Origin of the sequence: Actinobacillus genomosp. 1 (assembly GCF_029774175.1) — a bacterium.
Classification (GTDB): Bacteria; Pseudomonadota; Gammaproteobacteria; order Enterobacterales; family Pasteurellaceae; genus Actinobacillus.
In genome coordinates this window covers 2055684-2079841 of sequence record NZ_CP103834.1, presented here as the reverse complement: position 1 = coordinate 2079841, position 24158 = coordinate 2055684, and the positions used below count along the sequence as shown (strand labels likewise).

Genomic DNA, 24158 nt, shown 5'->3' with positions numbered 1-24158 from the left:
AATTAACTATTATTTAGAGTAAAGCTCAACGATCAGATGTTCGTTAATATCTGCTGATAAGTCAGAGCGTTCAGGAGTACGTTTAAATACACCTTCCATTTTAGTTGCATCAACTTCTAACCAAGTTGGTTTTTCACGTTGAGTTGCTAATTCTAATGATGCTTTGATACGTGCTTGTTTTTTAGATTTCTCACGAACAGCAACCACATCATCAACAGAAACTTGATAAGAAGGAATATTCACTACACGACCGTTTACCACGATAGATTTATGGCTTACGAGCTGACGTGCTTCAGCACGAGTCGCAGCAAAACCCATACGGTAAACTACGTTGTCTAAGCGACCTTCTAATAATACTAATAAGTTCTCACCGGTATTACCTTTTAAGCGGTTAGCTTCTGCATAGTAATTACGGAATTGACGTTCTAAGATACCATAGATACGGCGAACTTTTTGTTTTTCACGTAACTGACTACCATAGTCAGATAAACGCGGCTTACGTGCACCATGCTGACCAGGTGCTACATCAAGACGATTTCTACATTTTGATTCAATCGCACGAACGCCTGATTTAAGAAATAAATCAGTACCTTCACGACGGCTTAGCTTGAGCTTAGGACCCAAATATCTTGCCATTTTCTTTCTCCAATTATTCTAACGTCAATTAAACGCGACGTTTTTTCGGTGGACGACAACCGTTATGAGGAATCGGAGTCACATCAGTAATATTCGTGATACGGAAACCTGCTGCATTTAATGCACGGATTGTTGATTCACGACCTGGACCCGGACCTTTAACCATAACTTCCAAGTTCTTTAAGCCGAATTCTTTAACAGCTTCAGCACAACGTTCTGCAGCAACTTGTGCGGCAAACGGAGTTGATTTACGAGAACCACGGAAACCTGAACCACCCGCAGTTGCCCATGCAAGAGCATTACCCTGACGGTCAGTAATAGTCACGATTGTGTTATTGAAAGATGCGTGGATATGAGCTACGCCATCTGCAATCTGTTTTTTAACGCGCTTACGTGCGCGAACTGGTGTTTTAGCCATTATTTATCTACTCCGATTATTTTTTGATCGGTTTGCGTGGACCCTTACGAGTACGCGCATTAGTCTTAGTACGTTGACCACGTACCGGTAAACTACGACGATGACGTAAACCACGATAGCAACCTAAGTCTAAAAGACGTTTGATGCTTAATGTTACTTCACGACGTAAATCACCTTCGACAGTAAATTTACCAACTTCTTCACGCAGTTTTTCAATCTGCTCTTCAGACAATTCTCTGATCTTTACATCTTCAGCAATACCCGTTGCTGCACAGATAGCTTTAGCACGAGTCTTACCGATACCGTAAATTGCAGTTAATGCGATTACAGTGTGTTTTTGATCAGGAATGTTAATGCCTGCAATACGGGCCACTATGCACTCCTATTATTTAAGTTTATTGATATACTGATCTTGAAAAGCCCGTTTCAGGATACTCAAACAGTATATCAGGACGAATGAGCTGAGCAGTATACCTGCTCAGCGGGTTCTTTGCAAGAAAGAATACGAATTAACCTTGACGTTGTTTGTGTTTAGGATCGCTACAAATTACGCGAACAACACCTTCACGCTTAACAACTTTACAGTTACGGCATAATTTCTTAACTGAAGCACGAACTTTCATTGCTTATCCTTTTTGATCTAAGGGACTATTGCCCTAAGCCTTTCAAATTGGCTTTCTTCAACACAGAGTCATATTGTAATGACATTAAATGACTTTGAATCTGTGCGATGAAATCCATAATAACTACCACTACGATTAATAATGAAGTACCACCTAATTGGAATGGCACTTTCCACAAAGATGTAATGATATAAGGAACCAAACAAACAAAAGTAATATACAACGCACCGATTAAAGTTAAACGTGTCATTACTTTATCAATATAACGAGATGTTTGTTCGCCTGGTCGATAACCTGGTACAAACGCACCTGATTTCTTCAAATTATCCGCTGTATCACGAGGATTATATTGCATTCCCGTATAAAAGAATGCAAAGAAGATTACCGCCATTGTGAATAACACAATATATAAAGGTTGTCCCGGCTGTAATAATTGTGATAAATCAAATAACCATTCAAGCCCTTCGCTCTGACCAAACCACTGCGTAATACTTGCAGGGAATAAGATGATACTTGATGCGAAGATTGCAGGAATTACACCTGCCATATTAACTTTTAACGGTAAATGAGAAGATCTTGCAGGAGCCATCATTCTACCTTGTTGGCGACTTGCATAATTTACCACAATTCTTCTTTGTCCGCGTTCAACAAAGACAACAAAATATGTTACTGCAAATGCAATTACAGCTACTAATAATAAAACAAGTAAAGAAATCTCGCCTTGACGAGCTTGTTCAATTGTCTGCCCAATTGTCGCCGGTAAATCTGCAACGATACCTGCAAAGATAATCAGAGAGATACCGTTACCGATACCACGTTCAGTGATTTGTTCGCCTAACCACATTAGGAACATCGTTCCCGTTACTAGGCTGATTACAGACGTTACATAGAATAAGATACTCGGATTAGGGACTAATCCTTGTAACATATTCGGCAGGGCAATAGAAATACCAATAGACTGAATAAATGCTAATAACAAAGTAGCATAACGAGTATATTTGCTGATTTTTCGGCGTCCCGCTTCACCTTCCTTTTTCAATTCTGCTAAAGGAGGATGAATCGCAGTTAATAATTGAACAATAATAGACGCTGAAATATAAGGCATGATACCTAGCGCAAATATAGACGCTCGGCTTAAAGCACCACCAGAGAACATATTAAACATATCAATGATGGTGCCTTGCTGTTGTCGAACTAATTCGGATAATACAGAAGCATCAATGCCAGGAACAGGTATAAAAGAACCGATACGGAAAACGATTAACGCACCTAAAACAAATAATAATCTTGATTTAAGCTCGCCAGTCCCTTTTTGTGTACTACCTTGGTACCCTGGTTGCTTTGCCATCTATTATTCCTCGATAGAACCGCCAGCAGCTTCGATAGCAGCTTTAGCACCTTTAGTTACACGTAAGCCTTTAATCACTAAAGCTTTTTCTACTTTACCTGCAAGAATAACTTTAACAGATAAGATATCTTTAGTAATTACATTAGCAGCCTTGAGTGTTTCTAAAGTGACTTCATTACCATCTACTTTAGCTAAGTCGTTTAAACGAATTTCAGCAACACGGAATGATTTTAATGAAGTAAAACCAAATTTTGGTAAACGACGATATAAAGGCATTTGACCACCCTCGAAACCACGACGAACACCGCCGCCTGTACGAGATTTTTGACCTTTATGACCACGACCACCAGTTTTACCTAAACCAGAACCAATACCACGACCTAAACGTTTAGCACTGTGCTTAGCACCTTCAGCTGGAGAAAGAGAATTTAAACGCATTCTATTATTCCTCCACTTTAACCATATATGACACTTGATTAATCATACCACGCACTGCAGGAGTATCGATTAATTCAACTGTATGACGAATATGACGAAGACCTAAGCCTTTTAACGTTGCCTTATGTTTCGGTAAACGAGCGATAGAGCTACGAGTTTGAGTTACTTTAATTGTTTTTGCCATATTCAATTACCCCAAAATTTCTTCAACGGTTTTACCACGTTTAGCAGCAACCATTTCAGGTGATTTCATATTTGCAAGTGCATCAATTGTTGCACGAACAACGTTGATTGGGTTGGTTGAACCGTATGCTTTAGAAAGAACGTTGTGAACACCCGCTACTTCTAACACAGCACGCATTGCACCACCGGCGATGATACCAGTACCTTCGCTAGCCGGTTGCATGAATACACGTGAACCAGTGTGTGAACCTTTAACAGGGTGTTGTAATGTACCTTCGTTTAAAGCTACGTTAATCATATTGCGACGAGCTTTTTCCATCGCTTTTTGGATCGCTGCTGGAACTTCACGTGCTTTACCGTAACCAAAACCAACTCGACCGTTACCGTCGCCTACTACTGTTAAAGCAGTAAAGCTCATGATACGACCGCCTTTTACGGTTTTAGATACACGGTTAACCGCGATTAGCTTTTCCTGCAGTTCACCAGCTTGTTTTTCGATGTTTGACATCTCAAATTCCTCTATTAGAACTGTAGACCAGCTTCACGAGCAGCGTCTGCCAATACTTGCACACGACCATGGTATTTGAAACCAGAACGGTCAAATGCAACTGCTTGAATACCTTTAGCTAAAGCGCGTTCTGCAACTAATTTACCAACTACTGCAGCTGCGTCTTTATTACCAGTATATTTAACTTGCTCTTTAATTACTTTCTCAACAGTTGAAGCTGCTGCTAGTACTTCTGAGCCATTAGGTGCAATAACCTGCGCATAAATATGGCGAGGCGTGCGATGCACAACCAAACGGGTTGCACCTTGCTCTCTCATTAAATGACGTGCACGGCTTGCACGACGGATACGAGCTACTTTCTTATCCATAGTGTTACCTTACTTTACTTTTTTCTTCGCTTCTTTTGTACGAACTACTTCATCAGAGTAACGTACACCTTTGCCTTTATAAGGCTCTGGACGGCGATATGCACGAATATCAGCTGCTACTTGGCCAATTAACTGTTTGTCTGCACTCTTAAGAATAATTTCTGTTTGAGACGGACATTCACCAGTTACGCCAGCTGGCAACGTATGTTCAACCGGGTGTGAATAACCTAAGCTCAAAGCAACTACGTTACCTTTCATTTGAGCTCTGTAACCAACACCGACTAATTGCAATTTCTTCGTAAAGCCTTCAGTAACACCGATAACCATAGCATTAACAAGTGCACGAGCAGTACCTGCTTGAGCATCTGCATTAGCAACACCAGCACGTGGTGCGAAAGTTAATGCGTTAGCATCTTGATTTACTTCAACTGCATTATGAATTTCACGAGATAACTCGCCGTTTTTTCCTTTAACTGTTAATAGCTGACCGTTGAGTTTTACTTCAACACCGGCAGGAATATTAACAGGTGCTTTTGCAACACGAGACATTCTTCCTACCCTCTATTATGCTACGTAACAGATAATTTCACCGCCGAGACCCGCTTGACGCGCTGCACGGTCGGTCATTACACCTTTAGATGTAGAAACAACTGCGATACCTAAACCACCCATTACTTTTGGTAATTCGTCTTTACGTTTGTAAATACGAAGACCCGGACGGCTTACGCGTTGGATACTTTCTACAACTGGTTTATTTTGGAAATATTTTAAAGTGATTTCCAATTCAGGTTTTGAACCTTCAACAATTTTGAAGCTCTCAACATAACCTTCTTCAGCTAAAACGCTTGCAATAGCAACTTTTAACTTAGATGAAGGCATACTGATTGCAACTTTATTCGCAGCTTGACCGTTACGAATACGGGTCAGCATATCTGCGATTGGATCTTGCATGCTCATGTATTTACTCCCATGATTCCAAATTAAAAGAGGTATTACCAGCTTGCTTTCTTAAGGCCTGGAATTTCACCGCGCATTGCAGCTTCACGAACCTTAATACGGCTTAAGCCAAACTTACGAAGTACACCGTGTGGACGACCAGTTTGGCGGCAACGGTTACGCTGACGACTTGGACTTGAGTCACGCGGAAGTGTTTGTAATTTTAACACTGCCGCCCAACGATCTTCGTCTGAAGAATTTGCATCAGAAATAATTTTCTTTAATTCTTCACGTTTAGCGTAGAATTTATCAGCTAATTTAGCACGTTTAACATCACGTGCAATCATTGATTGTTTTGCCACGATAACCTACCTTATTTACGGAATGGGAAATTGAAAGCCGCTAATAAAGCTTGGCCTTCTTCATCACTTTTCGCAGTTGTGGTAATAGTAATATCTAAACCACGTACACGATCTACTTTATCATAGTCGATTTCTGGGAAAATGATTTGTTCACGAACACCCATACTGTAATTACCACGACCATCGAATGACTTCGCATTTAAACCGCGGAAGTCACGGATACGTGGAACAGCGATAGTAATCAATCTTTCAAAGAACTCCCACATACGTTCACCACGTAGGGTTACTTTGCATCCGATTGGATATCCCTGACGGATTTTAAAGCCTGCAACAGATTTGCGTGCTTTAGTAATTAAAGGTTTCTGACCGCTAATTGCTGTTAGATCCGCTACTGCGTTATCTAAAAGTTTTTTATCGGTCAATGCTTCACCCACACCCATATTCAGGGTTATCTTTTCGATTCGTGGGACTTGCATGACAGATGAGTAGTTGAATTTAGTTTTTAATTCATTAACTACTTGATCTCTGTAGTAATCATGCAGTTTCGCCATCGCATTACTCCAGTTAATTAAATAATTTCATTATTAGATTTGAAGAAACGTACTTTTTTACCATCTTCGAATCTAAAACCTACACGGTCAGCTTTATTTGTTTTCGGGTTGAAAATTGCAATATTTGACACATCAATTGCAGCTTCTTTTTTCACTAAGCCACCAGCTTTACCTAAAGCAGGTACTGGTTTTTCATGTTTAGTGATGATTTTAACACCTTCAACAATTACTTTACCGTTTGGTAACACTTGAGTTACCTTACCACGTTTGCCCTTATCTTTACCGGTAAGAACAATTACTTCATCATTTTGACGGATTTTAGCAGCCATTACATTCCCCTTACAGTACTTCTGGAGCTAATGAAATGATCTTCATAAACTTCTCAGAACGAAGTTCACGAGTCACAGGTCCAAAAATACGAGTACCGATTGGTTGCTCAGTGTTATTGTTTAAAATTACACAAGCGTTACCATCGAAACGAATAACTGAGCCATCTGGGCGACGAACACCCTTCTTGGTGCGCACAACAACTGCTTTTAACACATCACCTTTTTTAACTTTACCGCGTGGAATTGCTTCTTTTACAGTAACTTTGATGATATCGCCGATAGCAGCGTAACGACGGTGCGATCCACCTAGAACCTTGATACACATTACGCTACGAGCCCCTGAGTTATCAGCAACATCCAGCATAGTCTGTTCTTGGATCATATTAGTGCTCCGTTAAATTAAAAAACACCCTTTCGGGACGAAAATCTACTTGCCCTATGCAAGTAGGTGGCGAATTATACCCCAACACCCCATCATAAATCAAATAAAATTTTGCGGTATTAGCGGTAATCTTTCGCTTAAAAATTACAAATAAAAAAGCCCTAATCGTTTAGCTTTAGGGCTTAAAATTTGCAAAAAACAAGCGGTATTATACCGCTTGTTTATAAATGAATTCGTAGATTAAGCTACTGCTTTTTCTACAACACGAACTAATTTGTGTGATTTAGTTTTAGAAACAGGACGACATTCCTGAATTTCTACTACATCACCTAATTTAGCTTCGTTGTTTTCATCGTGTACGTGTAATTTAGTAGTACGACGAATGAATTTACCGTATAAAGGGTGTTTCACTGTACGTTCGATAGCAACTACAAATGATTTATCCATTTTGTCGCTAACTACTTTACCTTGTACTGTACGAATTTTATCAGTCATTACTCACCCGCCTTTTCGGTTAATACAGTTTTAACTTGTGCAATACTACGACGCACTTGTTTTAACTGATGGGTTTGTTGAAGCTGACCGGTGGCTGCTTGCATACGCAATTTGAATTGTTCACCTAAAAGGTTGATTAATTCAGCATTCAGCTCTTCAACATTTTTGTTACGTAGTTCTTGAGCTTTCATTACATCACCGTCTTAGTTACAAATGTGGTTTTAACTGGTAATTTCGCTGCCGCTAACGCAAATGCGTGACGTGCGATTTCTTCAGAAACACCATCCATTTCATATAAAACTTTACCCGGTTGGATTAAAGCTACCCAGTACTCAACGTTACCTTTACCTTTACCCATACGGACTTCTAATGGTTTTTCAGTAATTGGTTTGTCTGGGAACACACGGATCCAGATTTTACCTTGACGTTTAACTGCACGTGTCATTGCACGACGTGCCGCTTCGATTTGACGAGCTGTTAAACGGCAGCGACCAACTGCTTTTAAACCGAATGTACCGAAGCTCACTTCTGTACCGCCCGCGATACCACGGTTACGGCCTTTGTGTACTTTACGGAATTTTGTGCGTTTTGGTTGTAACATTCAGTGATTCTCCTTATTTACGACCTTTGCCACGTGGCGCCTTTTTAGGCTGTGCCGCTGGTTCTTTTTCAGATTCAATCACTGCAGCCATACCACCGAGGATTTCACCTTTGAAGATCCACACTTTAACGCCGATTACGCCGTAAGTTGTGTGAGCTTCCGCAGTGTTATAGTCGATGTCTGCACGAAGTGTATGTAATGGCACACGGCCTTCACGATACCACTCTGAGCGAGCAATTTCTGCACCACCTAAACGACCGCTAACTTCAACTTTGATACCTTTAGCACCTAAACGCATTGCGTTTTGTACCGCACGTTTCATTGCACGACGGAACATTACACGACGTTCAAGTTGAGAAGCGATGCTATCTGCTACTAATTTCGCATCTAGCTCAGGTTTTTTCACTTCAGCGATGTTGATTTGAGCCGGAACGCCAGCAATTTGAGATACTGCGTTACGTAATTTTTCAACATCTTCGCCTTTTTTACCGATAACGATACCAGGACGAGCTGTGTGGATAGTTACACGAATGCTTTTTGCAGGACGTTCAATAGTGATACGTGATACTGAAGCGTTCGCTAACTCTTTGTTTAAGAATTTACGTACTTTGAAATCGCCGTCTAAGTTATCAGCGAAATCTTGTGTATTCGCGAACCAAGTAGAGTTCCATGGTTTAACAATACCAAGGCGAATACCATTAGGATGTACTTTCTGACCCATTTGTTATTCTCCTACCGATTAACGATCTGACACAACCACAGTAATGTGGCTTGTACGTTTTAAGATACGATCTGCACGACCTTTTGCACGTGGCATTACACGTTTCATGCTTGGACCTTCATCTACGAAGATTTTAGCAACTTTAAGATCGTCTACATCTGCACCATCATTGTGCTCTGCGTTTGCAATAGCTGATTCTAATACTTTCTTAACTAAAGCTGATGCTTTTTTGTTAGTGAAAGTTAAAATTTCTAATGCTTGCGCAACTTTTTTACCGCGAATTAAGTCAGCAACTAAGCGAGCTTTTTGTGCAGAGGTACGAGCGTAACGATGTTTAGCAATAGTTTCCATCTTTTACCTCTTATTTCTTAGCTTTCTTATCTGCGGCATGACCGCGGTATGTACGAGTCGGTGCAAATTCACCTAATTTATGACCGATCATTTCGTCTGATACATAAACTGGAACGTGCTGACGACCATTATGGACTGCGATGGTCAAACCAATCATTGATGGAATGATCATTGAACGACGGGACCAAGTTTTAATTGGTTTTTTATCCCCGCTTTCCACCGCCTTCTCTACCTTCTTCAACAAGTGTAGGTCAAGGAAAGGACCTTTCTTGAGGGAACGTGGCATTGGACTATCCTATATTAATGAATAAAATTATTTGCCACGACGACGTACGATATATTTATCAGTACGTTTGTTGTGACGAGTTTTCTTACCTTTGGTTTGAACGCCCCAAGGTGTAACAGGGTGTTTACCGAAGTTACGACCTTCACCACCACCGTGCGGGTGGTCTACCGGGTTCATCGCAGTACCACGAACTGTAGGGCGAACGCCTCTCCAGCGGTTAGCACCTGCTTTACCAAGAACGCGAAGCATATGCTCTGAGTTACCTACTTCACCGATGGTTGCAGTACACTCAGCTAATACTTTACGCATTTCGCCTGAACGAAGACGTAAAGTTACATAGTTACCTTCACGAGCGATAATTTGTACGTAAGCACCAGCAGAACGTGCAATTTGACCACCTTTACCAGGTTTTAATTCAACGTTATGAACTGTAGTACCTACCGGGATATTACGCATTGGTAACGCATTACCAGCTTTAATCGGAGCTGAAGCACCCGCTTGAATCGTATCACCAACAGATAAACCTTTTGGTGCTAAGATATAACGGCGTTCACCATCTTTATAAAGCACTAATGCAATGTTCGCAGAACGGTTCGGATCGTATTCTAAACGCTCAACTACTGCAGGGATATCTAACTTGTTACGTTTGAAATCCACTAAACGGTAGTGTTGTTTGTGACCGCCACCGATGTGACGAGTTGTGATACGACCTAAATTGTTACGACCACCAGTTTTAGATTTGCTATCTAATAAAGGTGCATAAGGTTTACCCTTATGTAATTCTGCGTTAACAACTTTAACTACGTGACGACGACCAGCGGAGGTCGGCTTACATTTAACGATAGCCATTTATAAATTCTCCTCCGTAATTACTCTGCCGCACCTTCAACGAAGTCAAGTGATTGACCTTCTTGAAGAGTAACATAAGCTTTTTTCCAGTCACTACGACGACCTGATTTAGCACCGTGACGTTTAGTTTTACCTTTAACAACAACAGTACGTACAGAATCCACTTTCACTTCAAATAATTGTTCAACTGCGTTAGCAATTTCAACTTTATTAGCATCTAATGCTACTTTGAAAACGATAGTGTTGCCTTTTTCAGCATTATTCGTCGCTTTTTCAGAGATATGTGGTGCTTTAAGCACTTTTAGCAAACGTTCTTGTTGAATCATGCTAACATCTCCTCAATTTGTTTTACCGCATCAGCAGTGATAACCACTTTATCGAAAGCGATTAAACTTACTGGATCGATACCTTGAACATCACGAACGTCTACTTTGTATAAGTTACGTGCTGCTAAGAATAGATTCTCATCTAAGTTTGCAGTGATGATTAAAGCGTCGTTTAACGCTAAATCTTTTAATTTTTGTACTAATACTTTAGTTTTTGGTGCTTCGATTTCGAATTTCTCAACAACCACTAAACGTTCTTGACGAACTAATTCAGAAAGGATGCTTTTGATTGCACCACGGTACATTTTTTTGTTCACTTTTTGGCTGTGATCTTGTGGTTTCGCAGCGAATGTGATACCACCTGAACGCCAGATTGGTGATTTGATATCACCAGAACGTGCGCGACCTGTACCTTTTTGACGCCAAGGTTTTTTACCTGAACCAGACACTTCAGCACGAGTTTTTTGAGCGCGTGAACCTTGACGAGCACCTGCCGCATATGCAACAACTACTTGGTGGATTAACGCTTCGTTAAACTCACGTCCGAAGGTAGTTTCAGAAACAGTTAGTGCGTTTGCACCTACAACTTGTAATTCCATCTCTATCTCCTAGACTTATGCTTTAACTGCCGGTTTTACGATAACATCACTATTAGTTGCACCCGGAACGGCACCTTTAACTAATAATAATTTACGCTCAGCATCTACACGAACAACTTCAAGTGATTGAACAGTTACACGCTCAGCACCTAAGTGTCCTGCCATTTTTTTACCTTTAAACACACGACCCGGAGTTTGGTTTTGACCAATAGAACCAAGTACACGATGTGATAAAGAGTTACCATGGGTAGCATCTTGAGTACGGAAGTTCCAACGTTTAACACCGCCTTGGAAACCTTTACCTTTAGAAGTACCAGTAACATCTACTTTTTTAACATCTGTAAAGATGTCAACATTGATTTCTTGACCTAAAGTGAATTCTTCACCTTCAGTACGAAATTCCCATAAACCGCGACCAGCTTCAACACCTGCTTTCACGAAATGGCCTGCTTCTGGCTTAGTTACACGATTCGCTTTTTTCGAACCGGTAGTAACTTGAATTGCAGAATAGCCATCGTTTTCAAGGGTTTTAACTTGAGTAACACGGTTGGCTTCGATTTCGATAACGGTAACTGGAATTGACACGCCGTCTTCAGTGAAAACGCGGGTCATACCAACTTTACGACCGACTAAACCAATCATTGTAATAACCTCTTAAAATTCCCAATTAACCTAGACTAATCTGAACATCAACGCCAGCAGCTAGATCTAAACGCATTAATGCATCAACAGTTTTTTCTGTTGGCTCAACAATATCAACTAAACGTTTGTGAGTACGGATTTCATATTGGTCACGTGCATCTTTGTTCACGTGTGGAGAAATCAATACAGTAAAACGTTCTTTACGAGTTGGTAAAGGAATTGGACCACGAACTTGTGCACCAGTACGTTTAGCTGTTTCTACGATCTCCGCAGTAGATTGATCAATTAAACGATGATCAAATGCTTTTAAGCGGATACGGATTCTTTGGTTCTGCATTAGACCAGAGCTCCAATTAAAATTTAGCTAATAAAAAAACCGAACTACCACTTAAATCATAAAATATAAGGGAGCGCAGTTATACCTATATAGTTTCCAAATCGGAAACATTGTATGTACTACAATATCTGTAGTACCGCTTGATAAATGATTACACCAAGCGACTTTAAAATCTTCGTATCTACATCGTAAATACGATGAGCATCAAAGTGGCGATATTCTATTGTAAAAAATATTTAAAAGCAAGCTTTAATTTGCTTTTTACCGGAAATAACTGTACTGGCGTGTATTAAAGTTGTTTAAGCTAAAATATTTACATTATTGACAATAATAAATTTATTTTGCAAAATATACAAACAACCATCTACCAAATTAAAAACACAATAAACATAAGTTACAAAGGAGAAACACAATGGCAATATCCCCAAAAAAGTTCCAATATCTTAAGGAGATTTTTAGTCCGATTGGAGAAATCAACTTCAAAAGCTATTTTTCTTACTTAGGAATATTTAAAGACGATACTATGTTCGCCCTCTATGATCATAAAAATGATAAGTTATACTTAAGAAAATCAGACCGATTTTATTCAGATATAATACGCACGATACCGGTACATTTTCTTATCGACCGCCGTATCGGCAAACAGCAATCTCATATTTTTTATTTCATACCTTCTTCTATTATTCATAATCTTCATTCATATACGCACTGGATTCTGTCTTCTATCGAAGAATATCAAACGGCAAAAGCAAAGCTGATTTCTCAAAATAAAAATAAAATTCGTCTCCTTCCCAATTTAAATATTAATATCGAAAGATTACTGGCACGTGTTGAAATTTATACGGTAGACGACCTGAAAAACGTGGGGATTATAGACGCTTTCGTCAAACTGATACTGCTCGGTTTAGAAGTAACAGAATTACTGCTCTTCAAGCTTTACGGTGCTCTTGAACACAAATATATCTATATGTTATCTAAACGGGAAAAACAATCTTTACTGGTTGAAGCTGATTTGGCTCTTTATAATGCGGGTCTGCGTAAACGCTTCACTATCTCATCTAGCAACTAATTTGCTTTATTTATGATCCATATCACAAAACCAATAAAAAACTAGAAAGGAATACGCTAAGTTAGTTCCTTTCTTATTATCTCAATGCTACCATCCTACCTATAACTCGTTAGTTTATTTAAGTAAAATCTATTTTTATCCTATAGGAGAACACAATGGAATTCCGTATTGAAAAAGATACCATGGGCGAAGTTCAAGTACCAGCTAATCGTTATTGGGCGGCGCAAACAGAGCGTTCACGTAATAATTTTAAAATTGGTCCCGAAGCATCAATGCCAAAAGAAATCATTGAAGCATTCGGTTACTTGAAAAAAGCGGCTGCATTTGCAAATACAGATTTAGGTGTATTACCTGCGGAAAAACGCGATTTAATCGCACAAGCATGTGATGAAATCCTTGCCGGTAAATTAGATGAAGAATTCCCGCTTGTCATTTGGCAAACTGGTTCCGGTACGCAATCTAATATGAACTTAAATGAAGTTATTGCAAACCGTGCGCACGTTATTCACGGTGGTAAATTAGGTGAGAAATCGGTTATTCACCCGAATGATGACGTAAACAAATCACAATCGTCAAACGACACATATCCAACCGCAATGCATATCGCCGCTTATAAAAAAGTAGTTGAACAAACTATTCCTGCGGTAGAACGTTTACAAAAAACTTTCGCGGCAAAATCAGAAGCGTTTAAAGACGTGGTTAAAATCGGTCGTACTCACTTAATGGACGCAACACCGCTTACATTAGGTCAAGAATTCTCCGCTTATGCGGCACAATTACATTTCGGTTTAATCGCACTGAAAAATACCTTACCGCATTTACGTCAAATGGCATTGGGCGGTACGGCGGTAGGTACCGGCTTAAATACACCGAAAGGCTATGACGTGAAAGTAGCGGAATATATTGCGAAATTTACCGGTTTACCGTTTATCACGGCGGAAAATAAATTTGAAGCACTAGCAACCCACGATGCAATCGTTGAAACACACGGTGCATTAAAACAAATCGCTATGTCTTTATTCAAAATTGCGAACGACATTCGTTTATTAGCTTCCGGCCCTCGTTCAGGTATCGGTGAAATCTTAATTCCTGAAAATGAACCGGGTTCATCAATTATGCCGGGTAAAGTTAATCCGACTCAATGTGAAGCGATGACAATGGTTGCGGCACAAGTATTAGGTAACGATACCACCATTTCATTTGCCGGTAGCCAAGGTCACTTCCAATTAAACGTATTCAAACCGGTAATGGCGGCAAACTTCTTACAATCTGCGCAACTTTTAGCGGATGTATGTATTTCGTTTGACGAACACTGTGCAACAGGTATTGAACCGAACTATCAACGTATTAAACAACAACTTGACCAATCGTTAATGTTGGTGACCGCATTAAATACACATATCGGTTATGAAAATGCGGCGAAAATTGCGAAAACCGCACATAAAAACGGGACAACCTTAAAAGAAGAAGCGATTAACTTAGGTTTAGTTACCGCTGAACAATTCGATGAATGGGTTCGTCCGGAAGATATGGTAGGTAGCTTAAAATAAGCGGGATATCTTAAATATATTAAGGGCTATCGGATGATAGCCCTTTTTCTTCTAACAAGCGGTTAGATTTCAATATTTTTTTGCAAAACTTTCTTGAAATCTAACCGCTTGTTTCATTAATGCTTATTTCATTCTTGGCTAAAAGCGTTCCATTCACCGTTTACCACACAACCAATTACTTCGAAACGGTTGGTAAAGACGGTCAGATTCGCAATTTTACCCACTTCAATCGAACCTAAACGATCATCAACACCAATCGCTTTCGCCGGATAGTAATTACACATTCTCAACGTTTCATCTAACGGAATCCCAACTTCCTGCACCGCATTTTTAACCGATTCGATCATCGTAATGGATGCTCCGCCTAAAGTGCCGTTAGCGTCATAGCATTTACCGTCACGCACATACACCGTGGTACCGACAAAATCAAATTGTTCGATATCCGAACCTGCCGCTGCAGTGGCATCGGTGACGATACAAAGTTTGTCACCTTTAGCTCGTTTAGCGATTTTGACATTACCAAATTCGACGTGTAAACCGTCCACAATAATACCGGTATAAACCTCATCGCTGTCTAACACAGCGCCGACAACGCCCATTGCACGTCCGGAACTGATAGGCGACATAGCATTGTGTAAATGGGTAGCAAAGGTTGCACCATTGGCAAACGCTTGTTTTGCCACTTGATAAGTGGCGTTCGAGTGTCCGACCGACACAATAATGCCACTTTTCACAAATTCAGGAATTGCTTTTGCGGTCGGGTTCTCCGCCGCTAAAGTAATTTTGGTGATCACATCAGCGTTATCACATAGAAACTGTTGCATTTCAGGGCTGATTTCACGCACATATTCGGCACGATGTACACCTTTTTTCTCAAGGCTGAGATAAGGGCCTTCCAAATGCAAACCGAGTGCTTGATTTTGATATTTCTGCAAATAATCACGCATCGCTGCGACTACTTGTTTCATACCCTCATCAGGTGCAGTAATAAAGGTCGGTAAATAACTTGTTGTGCCTGAACGTAAATTGGTTTGCTGCATAATTTCAAAAGTGTGAACTGTCGGTTCGCTATTTACCATCACGCCGCCACAGCCGTTTAGCTGTAAGTCAATAAAACCGGCGGTGAGATTATGCCCCTGTAAATTAATACGTTGGATATCGTCCGCTAATTGTTCTTCACGTATGATCGCTTGGATTTTGTCATTTTCAATAACCACAGCGTGTCCATATAGCACCTCTTTGGCGGTATAAATCACGCTGTTGGTGAACGCATATTTCATTCTTGTTCTCCAAAGGAAAAGGTCTGTTCATAGTGTAACAGACCTTAAAACTTACAACACGCTTTGAATTGCTTGTGTTTCTAATTGGGTGAAATATTTCACGGTTTTGACTTTGAGTTCTTGAGTCGCAGGTTCGTCACACACTACAATTCCTCGTTTGTGCATTTGTAATGCGGTGACCGTCCACATATGATTTACCGCCCCTTCGACACAAGCCTGTAATGCCAATGCTTTATTATGGCCTGTGATCAGCAACATCACTTCTTCCGCATCTAACAAGGTCGCCACACCGATGGTTAAGGCATATTTCGGTACTTTGGCAACATCATTGTCAAAAAAACGAGAGTTCGCAATTAAGGTATCTTCGGTTAGCGTTTTAATCCGAGTACGTGAACTTAAAGAGGAAGCCGGTTCGTTAAACGCAATATGACCGTCCACACCGACACCGCCCATAAACAGATTGATCTTTCCGTATGACTGAATTTTCTCTTCATAGCGGCGACATTCCGCATCATGATCCTCGGTATTGCCGTTCAAAATATTGATATTTTGCGGTTGAATATCGATATGGTCAAAGAAGTTACGGTACATAAAAGTATGGTAACTTTGCGGATGTTCCTTAGGTAAGCCGACATATTCGTCCATATTAAACGTAACCACGTGCTGAAAGCTCACTTCGCCGGCTTGATATAAACGAATCAATTCCTTATAAGTCTGTAGCGGTGTACCGCCGGTCGGTAAACCTAACACAAAAGGACGATCCGCAGTCGGCTGAAATTGATTGATTCGTTCAACAATATGGCGAGCGGCCCAACGGCTCACTTGCTCGCTGGTTTGTAATGGGATAAGACGCATAATATTTCCTAATTATTGTTGTTATATATGACAAGCGGTCAAATTTTATAAAAATTTTGCATAAAGCGCTTTTGCCACTTCAAGTTGTTTATCGGTTGCTTTAGCGGTCATCGGCTCACGGCAATAACCGGCTTCCACACCTTGTAATTTAAGTAATTCTTTAATGGTGAGATATAAACCGTTCGCTAAAATGCCTTCAATCAAATCATTGGTCACGTGTTGTACCGCTAACGCTTCCGCCAATTTACCTTGTTTGGTCAATTCAAAAATTTGACGAGCGCGCGGTGCGTTCACGTTGAAGGTCGAACCGATTGCACCGTCCACGCCTAGTGCCACCGCAGGTAACATCATTTCATCAAAGCCCGCCCAAATTAAATGGTTCGGATAGGCTTTTTTCAAGCGTTCCAATAAATAGAAATCGCCGGCGGTAAATTTCACCCCTAAAATTTTCGGATTTTTATACAATTCGCCGAACTGCTCTACACCGATATTCACACCGGTTAAGAACGGAATCGAATAGACGATCATATTGTTGCCGGTTTCGGCAATAATGGTGTCGTAATAATGTTTGATTTCGGCAAAGCTGAATTTGTAATAGAACGGTGTCACCGCCGATAAACAGTCATAACCTAATTCGGTTGCATATTTACCTAATTCAACCGCCTCTTGTAAATTCACGCTACCCACTTGAGCAATCAGGGCAATTTGATCTTTCGCTTCGTCTTTTGCGATACGGAAAATTTCTTTTTTCTCTGCGGTGGAAAGCATAAAGTTTTCTCCGGTTGAACCGCCGACATATAAACCGTCCACTTTCATTTTGTCGATATTATGACGAATAATTTGGCGCAAGCCTTTTTCATTAATTGAGCCGTCTTCGTTAAATGCTACGAGTAACGCACTAAAAATACCGGTTAAATTTTTCATATTATGTTCCTTAAATTTAATTAAAAATGTTGTTCCGCCCATGCCGCTGCACCGATTAAACCGGCATCACCACCATATTTCGCCGCTTCCAATTCACAATGATAGAAATGCGGCATTTCGGCTAAATATTTTTGCACGAGCGGCAAATAACCTTCTGCCAAGCCGACACTACCGCCGATCACCACTTTTTGCGTATCTAAACCAATGGTTAAATCCGCCACTAAATTGGCGATCACTTTTGCAGATTTTTCGACTAATTCGACCGCTTGTACGTTGCCCGCTCGGAATTGCTCAAATACTTGTTTCGGGGTACAAGGTTCTGTCCATTGGCTTGAAACCGCTTCGATAGCTCGCCCGGAAGCAATCGCTTCCACACAACCTCGGCGACCACAGCCACAGACTGGTCCGTTCGGATCCGCTAAAGTATGTCCAATATGCCCTGCTACGCCATTTGGTTGGGTTAGCAATTTGCCGTTTTGGATAATGCCACCGCCAACGCCGGTTGAAACGGTAATAAATACAAAATTTTCGACCGCTTGTTTATCTTGATGTTGATATTCGGCACAAGCCGCCGCTTGCACGTCATTGAGTAAGAAAATCGGTTTATCGGTATGACGTGCAATACTTTCTTGCAATGGAAAAAAAGCTAACCCACCTAAATTTTTCGGGTTTAATGCGGTTAAAACACCGTTATTGATAATACCGGTTGAAGCCACTGACACCGCATCAAACTGCCCTTGGTAGTGTTGCAAAATGTCCGCTAAAGTATGGTGCATCGCTTCCGCCGCATCTTGTTGCGGTGTGCTGATTTGTCGGCGTTGGGAAATGACTCCGTTTTCGACTAATGCCGAGGCAATCTTAGTACCGCCGATATCTAATGCTAAACAACGCATACATTCCCCTTAAACTTTCGCAGTTTTTATCTCATCAGCAAACCAGCCGACAATATGCTCCAAACGCGTTAATGCCGAACCGACCGTGACGCAATCCGCACCGATTTCAATTGCGGTTTTTGCCAGTTGCGGTGAGTTATAACGCCCTTCCGCCATCACAAAACAACCCGCCGCTTTTAAATCTTTAACTAACTGATAATCCGGTTCATTCGGTACTTCCCCACCGGTATAACCCGACATCGTACTACCGACAATATCGAAACCGAGTTGCTGACAATATAACCCCTCTGCCAAAGTCGAGCAGTCCGCCATGGCCAAACAGCCTTGCTCGTGAATACGTTTTAACGCCGCTTCAATCGTAACCGGTCGAACACGATCCGTACCGTCCACCGCAATAATATCGGCACCGGCTGTAGCCAGATCATCAATATCTTGTAAAAACGGGGTAATACGTACCGGACTATCCGGTAAATCACGTTTTACAATCGCAATAATCGGCGCTTTCACCGTCGGACGAGTCGCTTTTAAATTATCGACCCCTTCAATACGTAATCCTGCCGCACCGCCGATAAGCGAGGCTTGCGCCATCGCCGCCACGATCTCCGGTTTGTCCATCGGGCCGTCATCAACCGGCTGACACGAAGCGATTAAACCGTTTCGAATCGTATTCAATACTTCCGTATGAGATAACTTTGACATATAAACTCCTTGAGTTCGTTATGCTTTCAAATAAAGCTTATACATAGCTTTCTAATAACTGACGCAAAACAGCATAACCTTGTAAATTAAAATGTAACCCATCCGTGGTGAAATCAGCGTTTAAATTACCTTCATGATCAGTAAAAGCATCAAATGTCCGAATAAAGGTAAGATAAGTCGGACAATGTTCCGCTAAATAAGCATTAAGCTGCTGAATTTGAACATTGGTTACCGTACTAATATGACGAACAGGTGTGGCTTCAAGTAAAAAATAGCGGGTATTTGGCATTGCAAGCGGTTGAATTTGCTGAATAATTTGCAATAACCACGCCATTACTTGGGCGGGAGAATAATCGGCTTCTTTAACAATATCGTTTACGCCGAGGAAAAAGAAAACGGATTGTCCCAACTTTTTAATATGTTGCGGTTTCGCTATAACATCTAAATATTGGCGGGTACTCACACCGGAAATAGCTAAATTAGCAACCGTTTGTCCTTTAAACTCGAGATTCGTTTGCCAATCACTCCACATATCAAACAGAGAATGTCCGATTAAACTAATTTCAGTATCCCGTTCAAACTCAATACGCTTAGTTTGATAACGTTGGAAAATATCCGCATCTGATAACATTTCTCCAAACTCCGTAAAACTTATGAATAAATACGCCATTTATTATAGCTTTAACGGAGTAATTTTCATTCATAAAGTTCAAAATCTGTGAAGTACTTCTCATTAATTTTGTAAATCTGCAAAAAACGATTTGATAAAAAGCGAAATAAAATGAATAACAAGCGGTAATTTTCCACCCATTTTTGCCAGATTTTGCTACAATCTTGCCATTTAGTGAAAATTAAACCAGTTATAGAGAAACAGGGAAGAGATATGACAGTCAGCACCTTTAACCGCACTTGGGCAAAAGTGATCGTAAACGCCTTATTACGTTACGGCGTGAAACATTTCTGTATCGCACCGGGTTCACGTTCAACACCTTTAACTCTCGAAGCCCTACAATTACAACAAGATCAACAGGCTCAATGCCATAGTCACTTCGATGAACGCGGACTGGGCTTTTTTGCTCTCGGTATTGCCAAAGCGACCAATGATCCGGTCGCGATTATCGTGACCTCAGGTACGGCTGTGGCAAACCTTTACCCTGCAGTTATCGAAGCCAGTCTGACACATCATAAATTAATCGTACTTTCCGCCGATCGCCCGCCGGAATTAATCGGTTGCGGCGCAAATCAAGCGATTCCCCAACAAGGTATTTTTGCCGATTATCCGATTACGAGTATTAACTTACCGAAACCGTCGGAACATTATACCGCAAGCTGGTTAGTCGCAACGATTGAACAAGCGTGCGTCACGCAAAGCCAACAAGGCGGTGTAGTTCATATCAATGCCCCTTTTGCCGAACCGTTATATGAAGCGGATGAAAATGCAATCGCGACTCATCCATGGTTAAAACCGGTTCAAAGTTGGTTAATCAATTCACAAACCAAATGGATTAACAGCCAAACGATTCAAAGCGAAGTGTCGATGCACGAGAATTGGGATTATTGGCGTACCAAACGCGGCGTAATCGTAGTCGGTAAATTACCGGTCGAACAAGGTATCGGCATCAAAGCCTGGGCGGAAACTCTCGGCTGGTGTTTAATCACCGACGTGCAATCTTGCGTCGATGCCAATTTGCCGTATGCGGATATTTGGCTGTCTAACAACACGGTTCATCAGCGTTTGTTACAAGCGGATATCGTGATTCAGTTCGGCGGCCAAATCGTCAGTAAAAGAGTGAATAAATTCCTTGAAGCCTTTAAAGGCGAATTTTGGCAAGTGGACGAATATAAAGATTATCTGAATCCGTTTGCACATCATCAAACCCGTTTTGTGGCGAAAGCGCACCATTTCTTACGCGTGCATCCGCCGCTTCGTCAAAAACCGTGGCTATTAGAGCCGCTTGCACTGTCACAATTCTGTGCCGGTTTTATCGAACAGCAAGTAGGCGGCAGTCTAAATGAAGCTTCATTAGCGCATCATATTGAAGAAGTGTTGGCGACCAGCGGTAATTTATTTATCGGTAACAGCTTATTTGTACGCTTAGTCGATGCGTTATGTAAATTACCGGAAGGTTATCCGGTTTATACCAACCGTGGTGCCAGCGGCATTGACGGTTTAATCGCAACGATGGCGGGTGTGGCAAAAGGTAGAGGTCAGCCGACAGTTGGCGTTATCGGTGATATTTCCGCTTTACATGATCTTAATTCGGTTTCATTACTGAATAAAATTAGCCACCCGTGTATTTTATTTGTAATTAATAATAGCGGCGGTGCGATTTTCGATATGTTACCGGTGGAAGCGCAAGCGAAAGAACAATTCTACCGTTTATCACACAACTACGAATTTGCTCCGATTGCAACCATGTTCGGCATTGAATATATCCGTCCGTTTACATGGGCGGATCTTAAAGCCAAACTAAAACTCGCTTACGGACGTAAAGGGGTGACCATCGTTGAAATCAAAGTAAATGATCAAGACGGTAGCAACCTTTATAAATCGTTAATCAAACAAATCTCGCAAGCGGAAATCGCCTAATGCTCCACGCAACATGGCACAGTGAAACGGGTACACCAGTGGTGTTTCTGCACGGTTTACTCGGTTCGCAACAAGATTGGCAGGCGGTGTTAGACCGCTTGCAAAATTTTCCGCAAATTCGACCGCTTACCATTGATCTCCCCTTACATGGCGCAAGCGAACATATTGCCTGCCACGGCTTTACTCATGCCAGAGAACTCATTCATCAAACCATTTTACAATATATCGGCAATCAGCCTTTTTATTTGGTCGGCTATTCGTTAGGTGGGCGTTTAGCGTTGGACTATACACTCAACACCAATAATCCTCAGCTAAAACACACGATTCTTGAAGGAACGAACATCGGCTTAGCAACGGATGCAGAACGCCAAGCTCGTTGGCAAAACGACCATCAATGGGCGGAACGTTTCCGTAACGAACCGATAGTGAAAGTATTAAATGATTGGTATCAACAAGCCGTTTTTACTAATTTAGGCCAACACAAGCGGTTAAATTTAATCGAAAAACGCCAAAACAATAACAGATCAGCCGTTGCGGCTATGCTTGAAGCGACTAGTCTTGCAAAACAAAACTATTTCTTACCATCGCTCTCTGAAACTAAGTCGAATATCACCTTTTTTATCGGTGAAGATGATCAGAAATTTAGAAAAATCGCCTCCGACAATAAACTCAATCATCAGCTTATCCCTAATGCCGGACATAACGCGCATTATGAAAACCCGGAATCTTTTACCGATGCGCTATTAGTACTGATTAAAAAGTAAAAAAGCTATCCCAAAGGATAGCTTTCAGATTAGTTAGAAACGAATTTATTTTTTATCTTCTTTTGTTGCAGTAGCACCGATTACGCCTTGCCATTTATCGCTAATAGCATTTCCAGCTAACACTTCTCCATTTTTACCAAAAAGACTGCCAGAGAAATTTGCGTCAGGTACAAATTTTGATGAGCTACTATCTTCTAAATATAAACGACCACTTATATCTCCATTCTCTGATACAGCAGTATTATGTAACTGATTTAGTGGCAATTTAACATTTGTTCTAGATGTATCTGCTAATCTCCAATGTTCTCCATCTTTTCCAAATATATCCATCGATAATTTTTTATCTGTATGACTATATGATGCCTGAACATCTGCTACTAAATTTTGGCTATCTACATTATAGCTATACAACATATTACCTATATATTTCATAGATTTATCCGGTATCGTTTTTGTTGATTCATCCATAGATAACAAATAATGTCCTACAAGATCTACATTATTAATACCATAACGTTCACCTTCTCTTACCTGATTTAGCTGCATATATCCATAGTAACCTAATAATCTACCTGTAGAATCTTTTAAGGTTCTGATGTCTTGATTTGGAATTGTATTTGTAATTTTTAAATCATTACGGACTATATCACTTTCACTTAATCTAATCTGAATATTTTCTTGTTCATCCAATGTTAAATTTAGTATTACATCTGGGCGAGTAATAATCCCTGTTTTAATATCCTTAACCCCTAATTCCTTAAGAATTTCCGCATTACTTTTATTCTTAGGTTCTTCTAACTTCTGATCATCTTTTTGTGGAGCACCTAATTTTGGATCTATTACTTGCGGTTCGTCTGCCTTTGGACTTTTCTCTTGTAGGTTATTGTCTTTCTGTTTCTCTACTTTTGGGCTTCCCATCAGTGGAGCCATACTTTTAGGTTCTTTCTCTTTCTGGCTATCCGCTTGCGGGGCTTCCTCTTTTTTTGGCTGCTCCGCTTTTGGTGCGGACATATCAACCTTAGGCGTAGATTCCGAATTTGGTTTAGGCGATGAATCCGATGAGCCGCCGCCACTACATGCGGTAAGCACTAAACCTGCGACTAAACCGGCTATTAATTTTGTTGCAATATTCATTAAAAAATTCCTTATACTTAAAACACAATAAATAAACACTTTAATTTACAATAAAAACTAAAAATAATAAATATAAGTAAATATAATATCATTAAACAAAATATAAAGCTC

Annotated in this window: 37 protein-coding genes; 4 read left to right on the top strand and 33 right to left on the bottom strand. The window is 40.7% G+C overall.

The window, feature by feature from the left end; all coding sequences use genetic code 11:
- Nucleotides 1-9: 9 nt before the first annotated feature.
- The 26 genes from rpsD to rpsJ all read right to left on the bottom strand — a co-directional run bounded on the left by rpsD (nucleotide 10) and on the right by rpsJ (nucleotide 12289).
- On the bottom strand, nucleotides 10-636 hold the full coding sequence (gene rpsD, locus NYR63_RS09795; protein WP_279457335.1) for a 30S ribosomal protein S4: 627 nt from the start codon (nucleotides 634-636) through the stop codon (nucleotides 10-12).
- 28 nt (nucleotides 637-664) lie between these two features.
- Complete coding sequence (gene rpsK, locus NYR63_RS09790; protein ID WP_005599323.1) at nucleotides 665-1054, bottom strand: 30S ribosomal protein S11; 390 nt, start codon at nucleotides 1052-1054, stop codon at nucleotides 665-667.
- 16 nt (nucleotides 1055-1070) lie between these two features.
- Nucleotides 1071-1427 carry a 30S ribosomal protein S13 gene (gene rpsM / locus NYR63_RS09785; RefSeq protein WP_005599322.1) on the bottom strand — a complete coding sequence of 119 codons (357 nt, stop codon included), beginning with the start codon at nucleotides 1425-1427 and terminating at the stop codon, nucleotides 1071-1073.
- A gap of 136 nt (nucleotides 1428-1563) precedes the next feature.
- On the bottom strand, nucleotides 1564-1677 hold the full coding sequence (gene rpmJ, locus NYR63_RS09780; protein ID WP_005599318.1) for a 50S ribosomal protein L36: 114 nt from the start codon (nucleotides 1675-1677) through the stop codon (nucleotides 1564-1566).
- A gap of 25 nt (nucleotides 1678-1702) precedes the next feature.
- On the bottom strand, nucleotides 1703-3025 hold the full coding sequence (gene secY, locus NYR63_RS09775; RefSeq protein ID WP_279457334.1) for a preprotein translocase subunit SecY: 1323 nt from the start codon (nucleotides 3023-3025) through the stop codon (nucleotides 1703-1705).
- Between the two features lie 3 nt (nucleotides 3026-3028).
- The gene (gene rplO, locus NYR63_RS09770) at nucleotides 3029-3463 is read right to left on the bottom strand and encodes a 50S ribosomal protein L15 (RefSeq protein WP_279457333.1); all 435 of its coding nucleotides are present in this window, start codon (nucleotides 3461-3463) and stop codon (nucleotides 3029-3031) included.
- 4 nt (nucleotides 3464-3467) lie between these two features.
- A complete protein-coding gene (rpmD, locus tag NYR63_RS09765) occupies nucleotides 3468-3647 on the bottom strand; it encodes a 50S ribosomal protein L30 (protein ID WP_005599315.1) in 180 nt (59 codons plus the stop codon).
- A gap of 6 nt (nucleotides 3648-3653) precedes the next feature.
- The gene (rpsE, locus tag NYR63_RS09760; protein WP_005625147.1) at nucleotides 3654-4154 is read right to left on the bottom strand and encodes a 30S ribosomal protein S5; all 501 of its coding nucleotides are present in this window, start codon (nucleotides 4152-4154) and stop codon (nucleotides 3654-3656) included.
- 14 nt (nucleotides 4155-4168) lie between these two features.
- Nucleotides 4169-4522 carry a 50S ribosomal protein L18 gene (rplR, locus tag NYR63_RS09755; protein WP_005625149.1) on the bottom strand — a complete coding sequence of 118 codons (354 nt, stop codon included), beginning with the start codon at nucleotides 4520-4522 and terminating at the stop codon, nucleotides 4169-4171.
- Between the two features lie 9 nt (nucleotides 4523-4531).
- The gene (gene rplF, locus NYR63_RS09750) at nucleotides 4532-5071 is read right to left on the bottom strand and encodes a 50S ribosomal protein L6 (RefSeq protein ID WP_279457332.1); all 540 of its coding nucleotides are present in this window, start codon (nucleotides 5069-5071) and stop codon (nucleotides 4532-4534) included.
- A gap of 15 nt (nucleotides 5072-5086) precedes the next feature.
- Nucleotides 5087-5479 carry a 30S ribosomal protein S8 gene (gene rpsH, locus NYR63_RS09745; RefSeq protein ID WP_005619408.1) on the bottom strand — a complete coding sequence of 131 codons (393 nt, stop codon included), beginning with the start codon at nucleotides 5477-5479 and terminating at the stop codon, nucleotides 5087-5089.
- Between the two features lie 35 nt (nucleotides 5480-5514).
- Nucleotides 5515-5820: a 30S ribosomal protein S14 gene (rpsN, locus tag NYR63_RS09740; RefSeq protein ID WP_005602614.1), complete on the bottom strand. Its 306-nt coding sequence runs from the start codon at nucleotides 5818-5820 to the stop codon at nucleotides 5515-5517.
- Between the two features lie 11 nt (nucleotides 5821-5831).
- A complete protein-coding gene (gene rplE, locus NYR63_RS09735) occupies nucleotides 5832-6371 on the bottom strand; it encodes a 50S ribosomal protein L5 (RefSeq protein WP_279457331.1) in 540 nt (179 codons plus the stop codon).
- 17 nt (nucleotides 6372-6388) lie between these two features.
- Nucleotides 6389-6700 (bottom strand): 50S ribosomal protein L24, encoded by a 312-nt coding sequence (gene rplX, locus NYR63_RS09730; RefSeq protein ID WP_279457330.1) that lies wholly within the window; start codon nucleotides 6698-6700, stop codon nucleotides 6389-6391.
- Nucleotides 6701-6710: 10 nt separating this feature from the next.
- Nucleotides 6711-7082, bottom strand: coding sequence for a 50S ribosomal protein L14 (gene rplN, locus NYR63_RS09725; protein WP_005619403.1), 372 nt, complete (start codon nucleotides 7080-7082; stop codon nucleotides 6711-6713).
- A gap of 240 nt (nucleotides 7083-7322) precedes the next feature.
- Nucleotides 7323-7577 carry a 30S ribosomal protein S17 gene (gene rpsQ, locus NYR63_RS09720; RefSeq protein ID WP_010945713.1) on the bottom strand — a complete coding sequence of 85 codons (255 nt, stop codon included), beginning with the start codon at nucleotides 7575-7577 and terminating at the stop codon, nucleotides 7323-7325.
- A complete protein-coding gene (gene rpmC / locus NYR63_RS09715; protein ID WP_005599295.1) occupies nucleotides 7577-7768 on the bottom strand; it encodes a 50S ribosomal protein L29 in 192 nt (63 codons plus the stop codon). Before rpmC ends, rpsQ begins: the two co-directional genes overlap by 1 nt.
- A complete protein-coding gene (rplP, locus tag NYR63_RS09710) occupies nucleotides 7768-8178 on the bottom strand; it encodes a 50S ribosomal protein L16 (RefSeq protein ID WP_005599294.1) in 411 nt (136 codons plus the stop codon). Before rplP ends, rpmC begins: the two co-directional genes overlap by 1 nt.
- 13 nt (nucleotides 8179-8191) lie before the next feature.
- Nucleotides 8192-8899, bottom strand: coding sequence for a 30S ribosomal protein S3 (gene rpsC / locus NYR63_RS09705; RefSeq protein WP_005599293.1), 708 nt, complete (start codon nucleotides 8897-8899; stop codon nucleotides 8192-8194).
- An 18-nt stretch (nucleotides 8900-8917) separates the two neighbouring features.
- Nucleotides 8918-9250 (bottom strand): 50S ribosomal protein L22, encoded by a 333-nt coding sequence (rplV, locus tag NYR63_RS09700; protein WP_010945717.1) that lies wholly within the window; start codon nucleotides 9248-9250, stop codon nucleotides 8918-8920.
- A 10-nt stretch (nucleotides 9251-9260) separates the two neighbouring features.
- Nucleotides 9261-9536, bottom strand: a complete 276-nt coding sequence (gene rpsS, locus NYR63_RS09695) for a 30S ribosomal protein S19 (RefSeq protein WP_005539416.1) — start codon at nucleotides 9534-9536, stop codon at nucleotides 9261-9263.
- Between the two features lie 27 nt (nucleotides 9537-9563).
- Complete coding sequence (gene rplB / locus NYR63_RS09690) at nucleotides 9564-10385, bottom strand: 50S ribosomal protein L2 (protein WP_014992368.1); 822 nt, start codon at nucleotides 10383-10385, stop codon at nucleotides 9564-9566.
- Nucleotides 10386-10405: 20 nt separating this feature from the next.
- Nucleotides 10406-10711, bottom strand: coding sequence for a 50S ribosomal protein L23 (rplW, locus tag NYR63_RS09685; RefSeq protein WP_005599290.1), 306 nt, complete (start codon nucleotides 10709-10711; stop codon nucleotides 10406-10408).
- A complete protein-coding gene (gene rplD, locus NYR63_RS09680) occupies nucleotides 10708-11310 on the bottom strand; it encodes a 50S ribosomal protein L4 (RefSeq protein WP_005599282.1) in 603 nt (200 codons plus the stop codon). Before rplD ends, rplW begins: the two co-directional genes overlap by 4 nt.
- A gap of 15 nt (nucleotides 11311-11325) precedes the next feature.
- Entirely contained in the window at nucleotides 11326-11952 is a 627-nt protein-coding gene (gene rplC, locus NYR63_RS09675; protein WP_005599280.1) for a 50S ribosomal protein L3, read from the bottom strand.
- A gap of 25 nt (nucleotides 11953-11977) precedes the next feature.
- Nucleotides 11978-12289: a 30S ribosomal protein S10 gene (rpsJ, locus tag NYR63_RS09670; RefSeq protein ID WP_001181005.1), complete on the bottom strand. Its 312-nt coding sequence runs from the start codon at nucleotides 12287-12289 to the stop codon at nucleotides 11978-11980.
- A gap of 412 nt (nucleotides 12290-12701) precedes the next feature.
- Here rpsJ and NYR63_RS09665 point away from each other — a divergent pair, with 412 nt between their 5' ends.
- Nucleotides 12702-13358 (top strand): TfoX/Sxy family DNA transformation protein, encoded by a 657-nt coding sequence (locus tag NYR63_RS09665; protein ID WP_279457328.1) that lies wholly within the window; start codon nucleotides 12702-12704, stop codon nucleotides 13356-13358.
- Between the two features lie 155 nt (nucleotides 13359-13513).
- Nucleotides 13514-14908, top strand: a complete 1395-nt coding sequence (gene fumC / locus NYR63_RS09660) for a class II fumarate hydratase (protein WP_012263385.1) — start codon at nucleotides 13514-13516, stop codon at nucleotides 14906-14908.
- 128 nt (nucleotides 14909-15036) lie between these two features.
- Here the strand turns inward: fumC and nagA are convergent, their stop codons facing one another.
- From nagA to NYR63_RS09630, 6 genes are read right to left on the bottom strand one after another with little or no spacing between them, the layout of a single operon-like run.
- Nucleotides 15037-16188: an N-acetylglucosamine-6-phosphate deacetylase gene (gene nagA / locus NYR63_RS09655; RefSeq protein WP_279457327.1), complete on the bottom strand. Its 1152-nt coding sequence runs from the start codon at nucleotides 16186-16188 to the stop codon at nucleotides 15037-15039.
- A gap of 51 nt (nucleotides 16189-16239) precedes the next feature.
- A complete protein-coding gene (gene nagB / locus NYR63_RS09650; RefSeq protein WP_279457326.1) occupies nucleotides 16240-17043 on the bottom strand; it encodes a glucosamine-6-phosphate deaminase in 804 nt (267 codons plus the stop codon).
- A 45-nt stretch (nucleotides 17044-17088) separates the two neighbouring features.
- The gene (nanA, locus tag NYR63_RS09645; RefSeq protein WP_039198256.1) at nucleotides 17089-17967 is read right to left on the bottom strand and encodes an N-acetylneuraminate lyase; all 879 of its coding nucleotides are present in this window, start codon (nucleotides 17965-17967) and stop codon (nucleotides 17089-17091) included.
- 20 nt (nucleotides 17968-17987) lie between these two features.
- Nucleotides 17988-18860 carry an N-acetylmannosamine kinase gene (locus NYR63_RS09640; protein ID WP_279457325.1) on the bottom strand — a complete coding sequence of 291 codons (873 nt, stop codon included), beginning with the start codon at nucleotides 18858-18860 and terminating at the stop codon, nucleotides 17988-17990.
- Nucleotides 18861-18869: 9 nt separating this feature from the next.
- Nucleotides 18870-19559, bottom strand: a complete 690-nt coding sequence (locus tag NYR63_RS09635) for an N-acetylmannosamine-6-phosphate 2-epimerase (RefSeq protein ID WP_279457324.1) — start codon at nucleotides 19557-19559, stop codon at nucleotides 18870-18872.
- Between the two features lie 37 nt (nucleotides 19560-19596).
- A complete protein-coding gene (locus NYR63_RS09630; RefSeq protein ID WP_279457323.1) occupies nucleotides 19597-20190 on the bottom strand; it encodes an SGNH/GDSL hydrolase family protein in 594 nt (197 codons plus the stop codon).
- A gap of 252 nt (nucleotides 20191-20442) precedes the next feature.
- On the opposite strand from NYR63_RS09630, the gene menD reads away from it, so the two are divergent.
- Together menD and menH are read left to right on the top strand one after the other, a co-directional pair.
- A complete protein-coding gene (menD, locus tag NYR63_RS09625; RefSeq protein WP_279457322.1) occupies nucleotides 20443-22149 on the top strand; it encodes a 2-succinyl-5-enolpyruvyl-6-hydroxy-3-cyclohexene-1-carboxylic-acid synthase in 1707 nt (568 codons plus the stop codon).
- Nucleotides 22149-22913, top strand: a complete 765-nt coding sequence (gene menH, locus NYR63_RS09620) for a 2-succinyl-6-hydroxy-2,4-cyclohexadiene-1-carboxylate synthase (RefSeq protein ID WP_279457321.1) — start codon at nucleotides 22149-22151, stop codon at nucleotides 22911-22913. Before menD ends, menH begins: the two co-directional genes overlap by 1 nt.
- Nucleotides 22914-22958: 45 nt before the next feature.
- Here the strand turns inward: menH and NYR63_RS09615 are convergent, their stop codons facing one another.
- Entirely contained in the window at nucleotides 22959-24047 is a 1089-nt protein-coding gene (locus NYR63_RS09615; protein ID WP_279457320.1) for a transferrin-binding protein-like solute binding protein, read from the bottom strand.
- Between the last annotated feature and the right edge of the window lie 111 nt (nucleotides 24048-24158).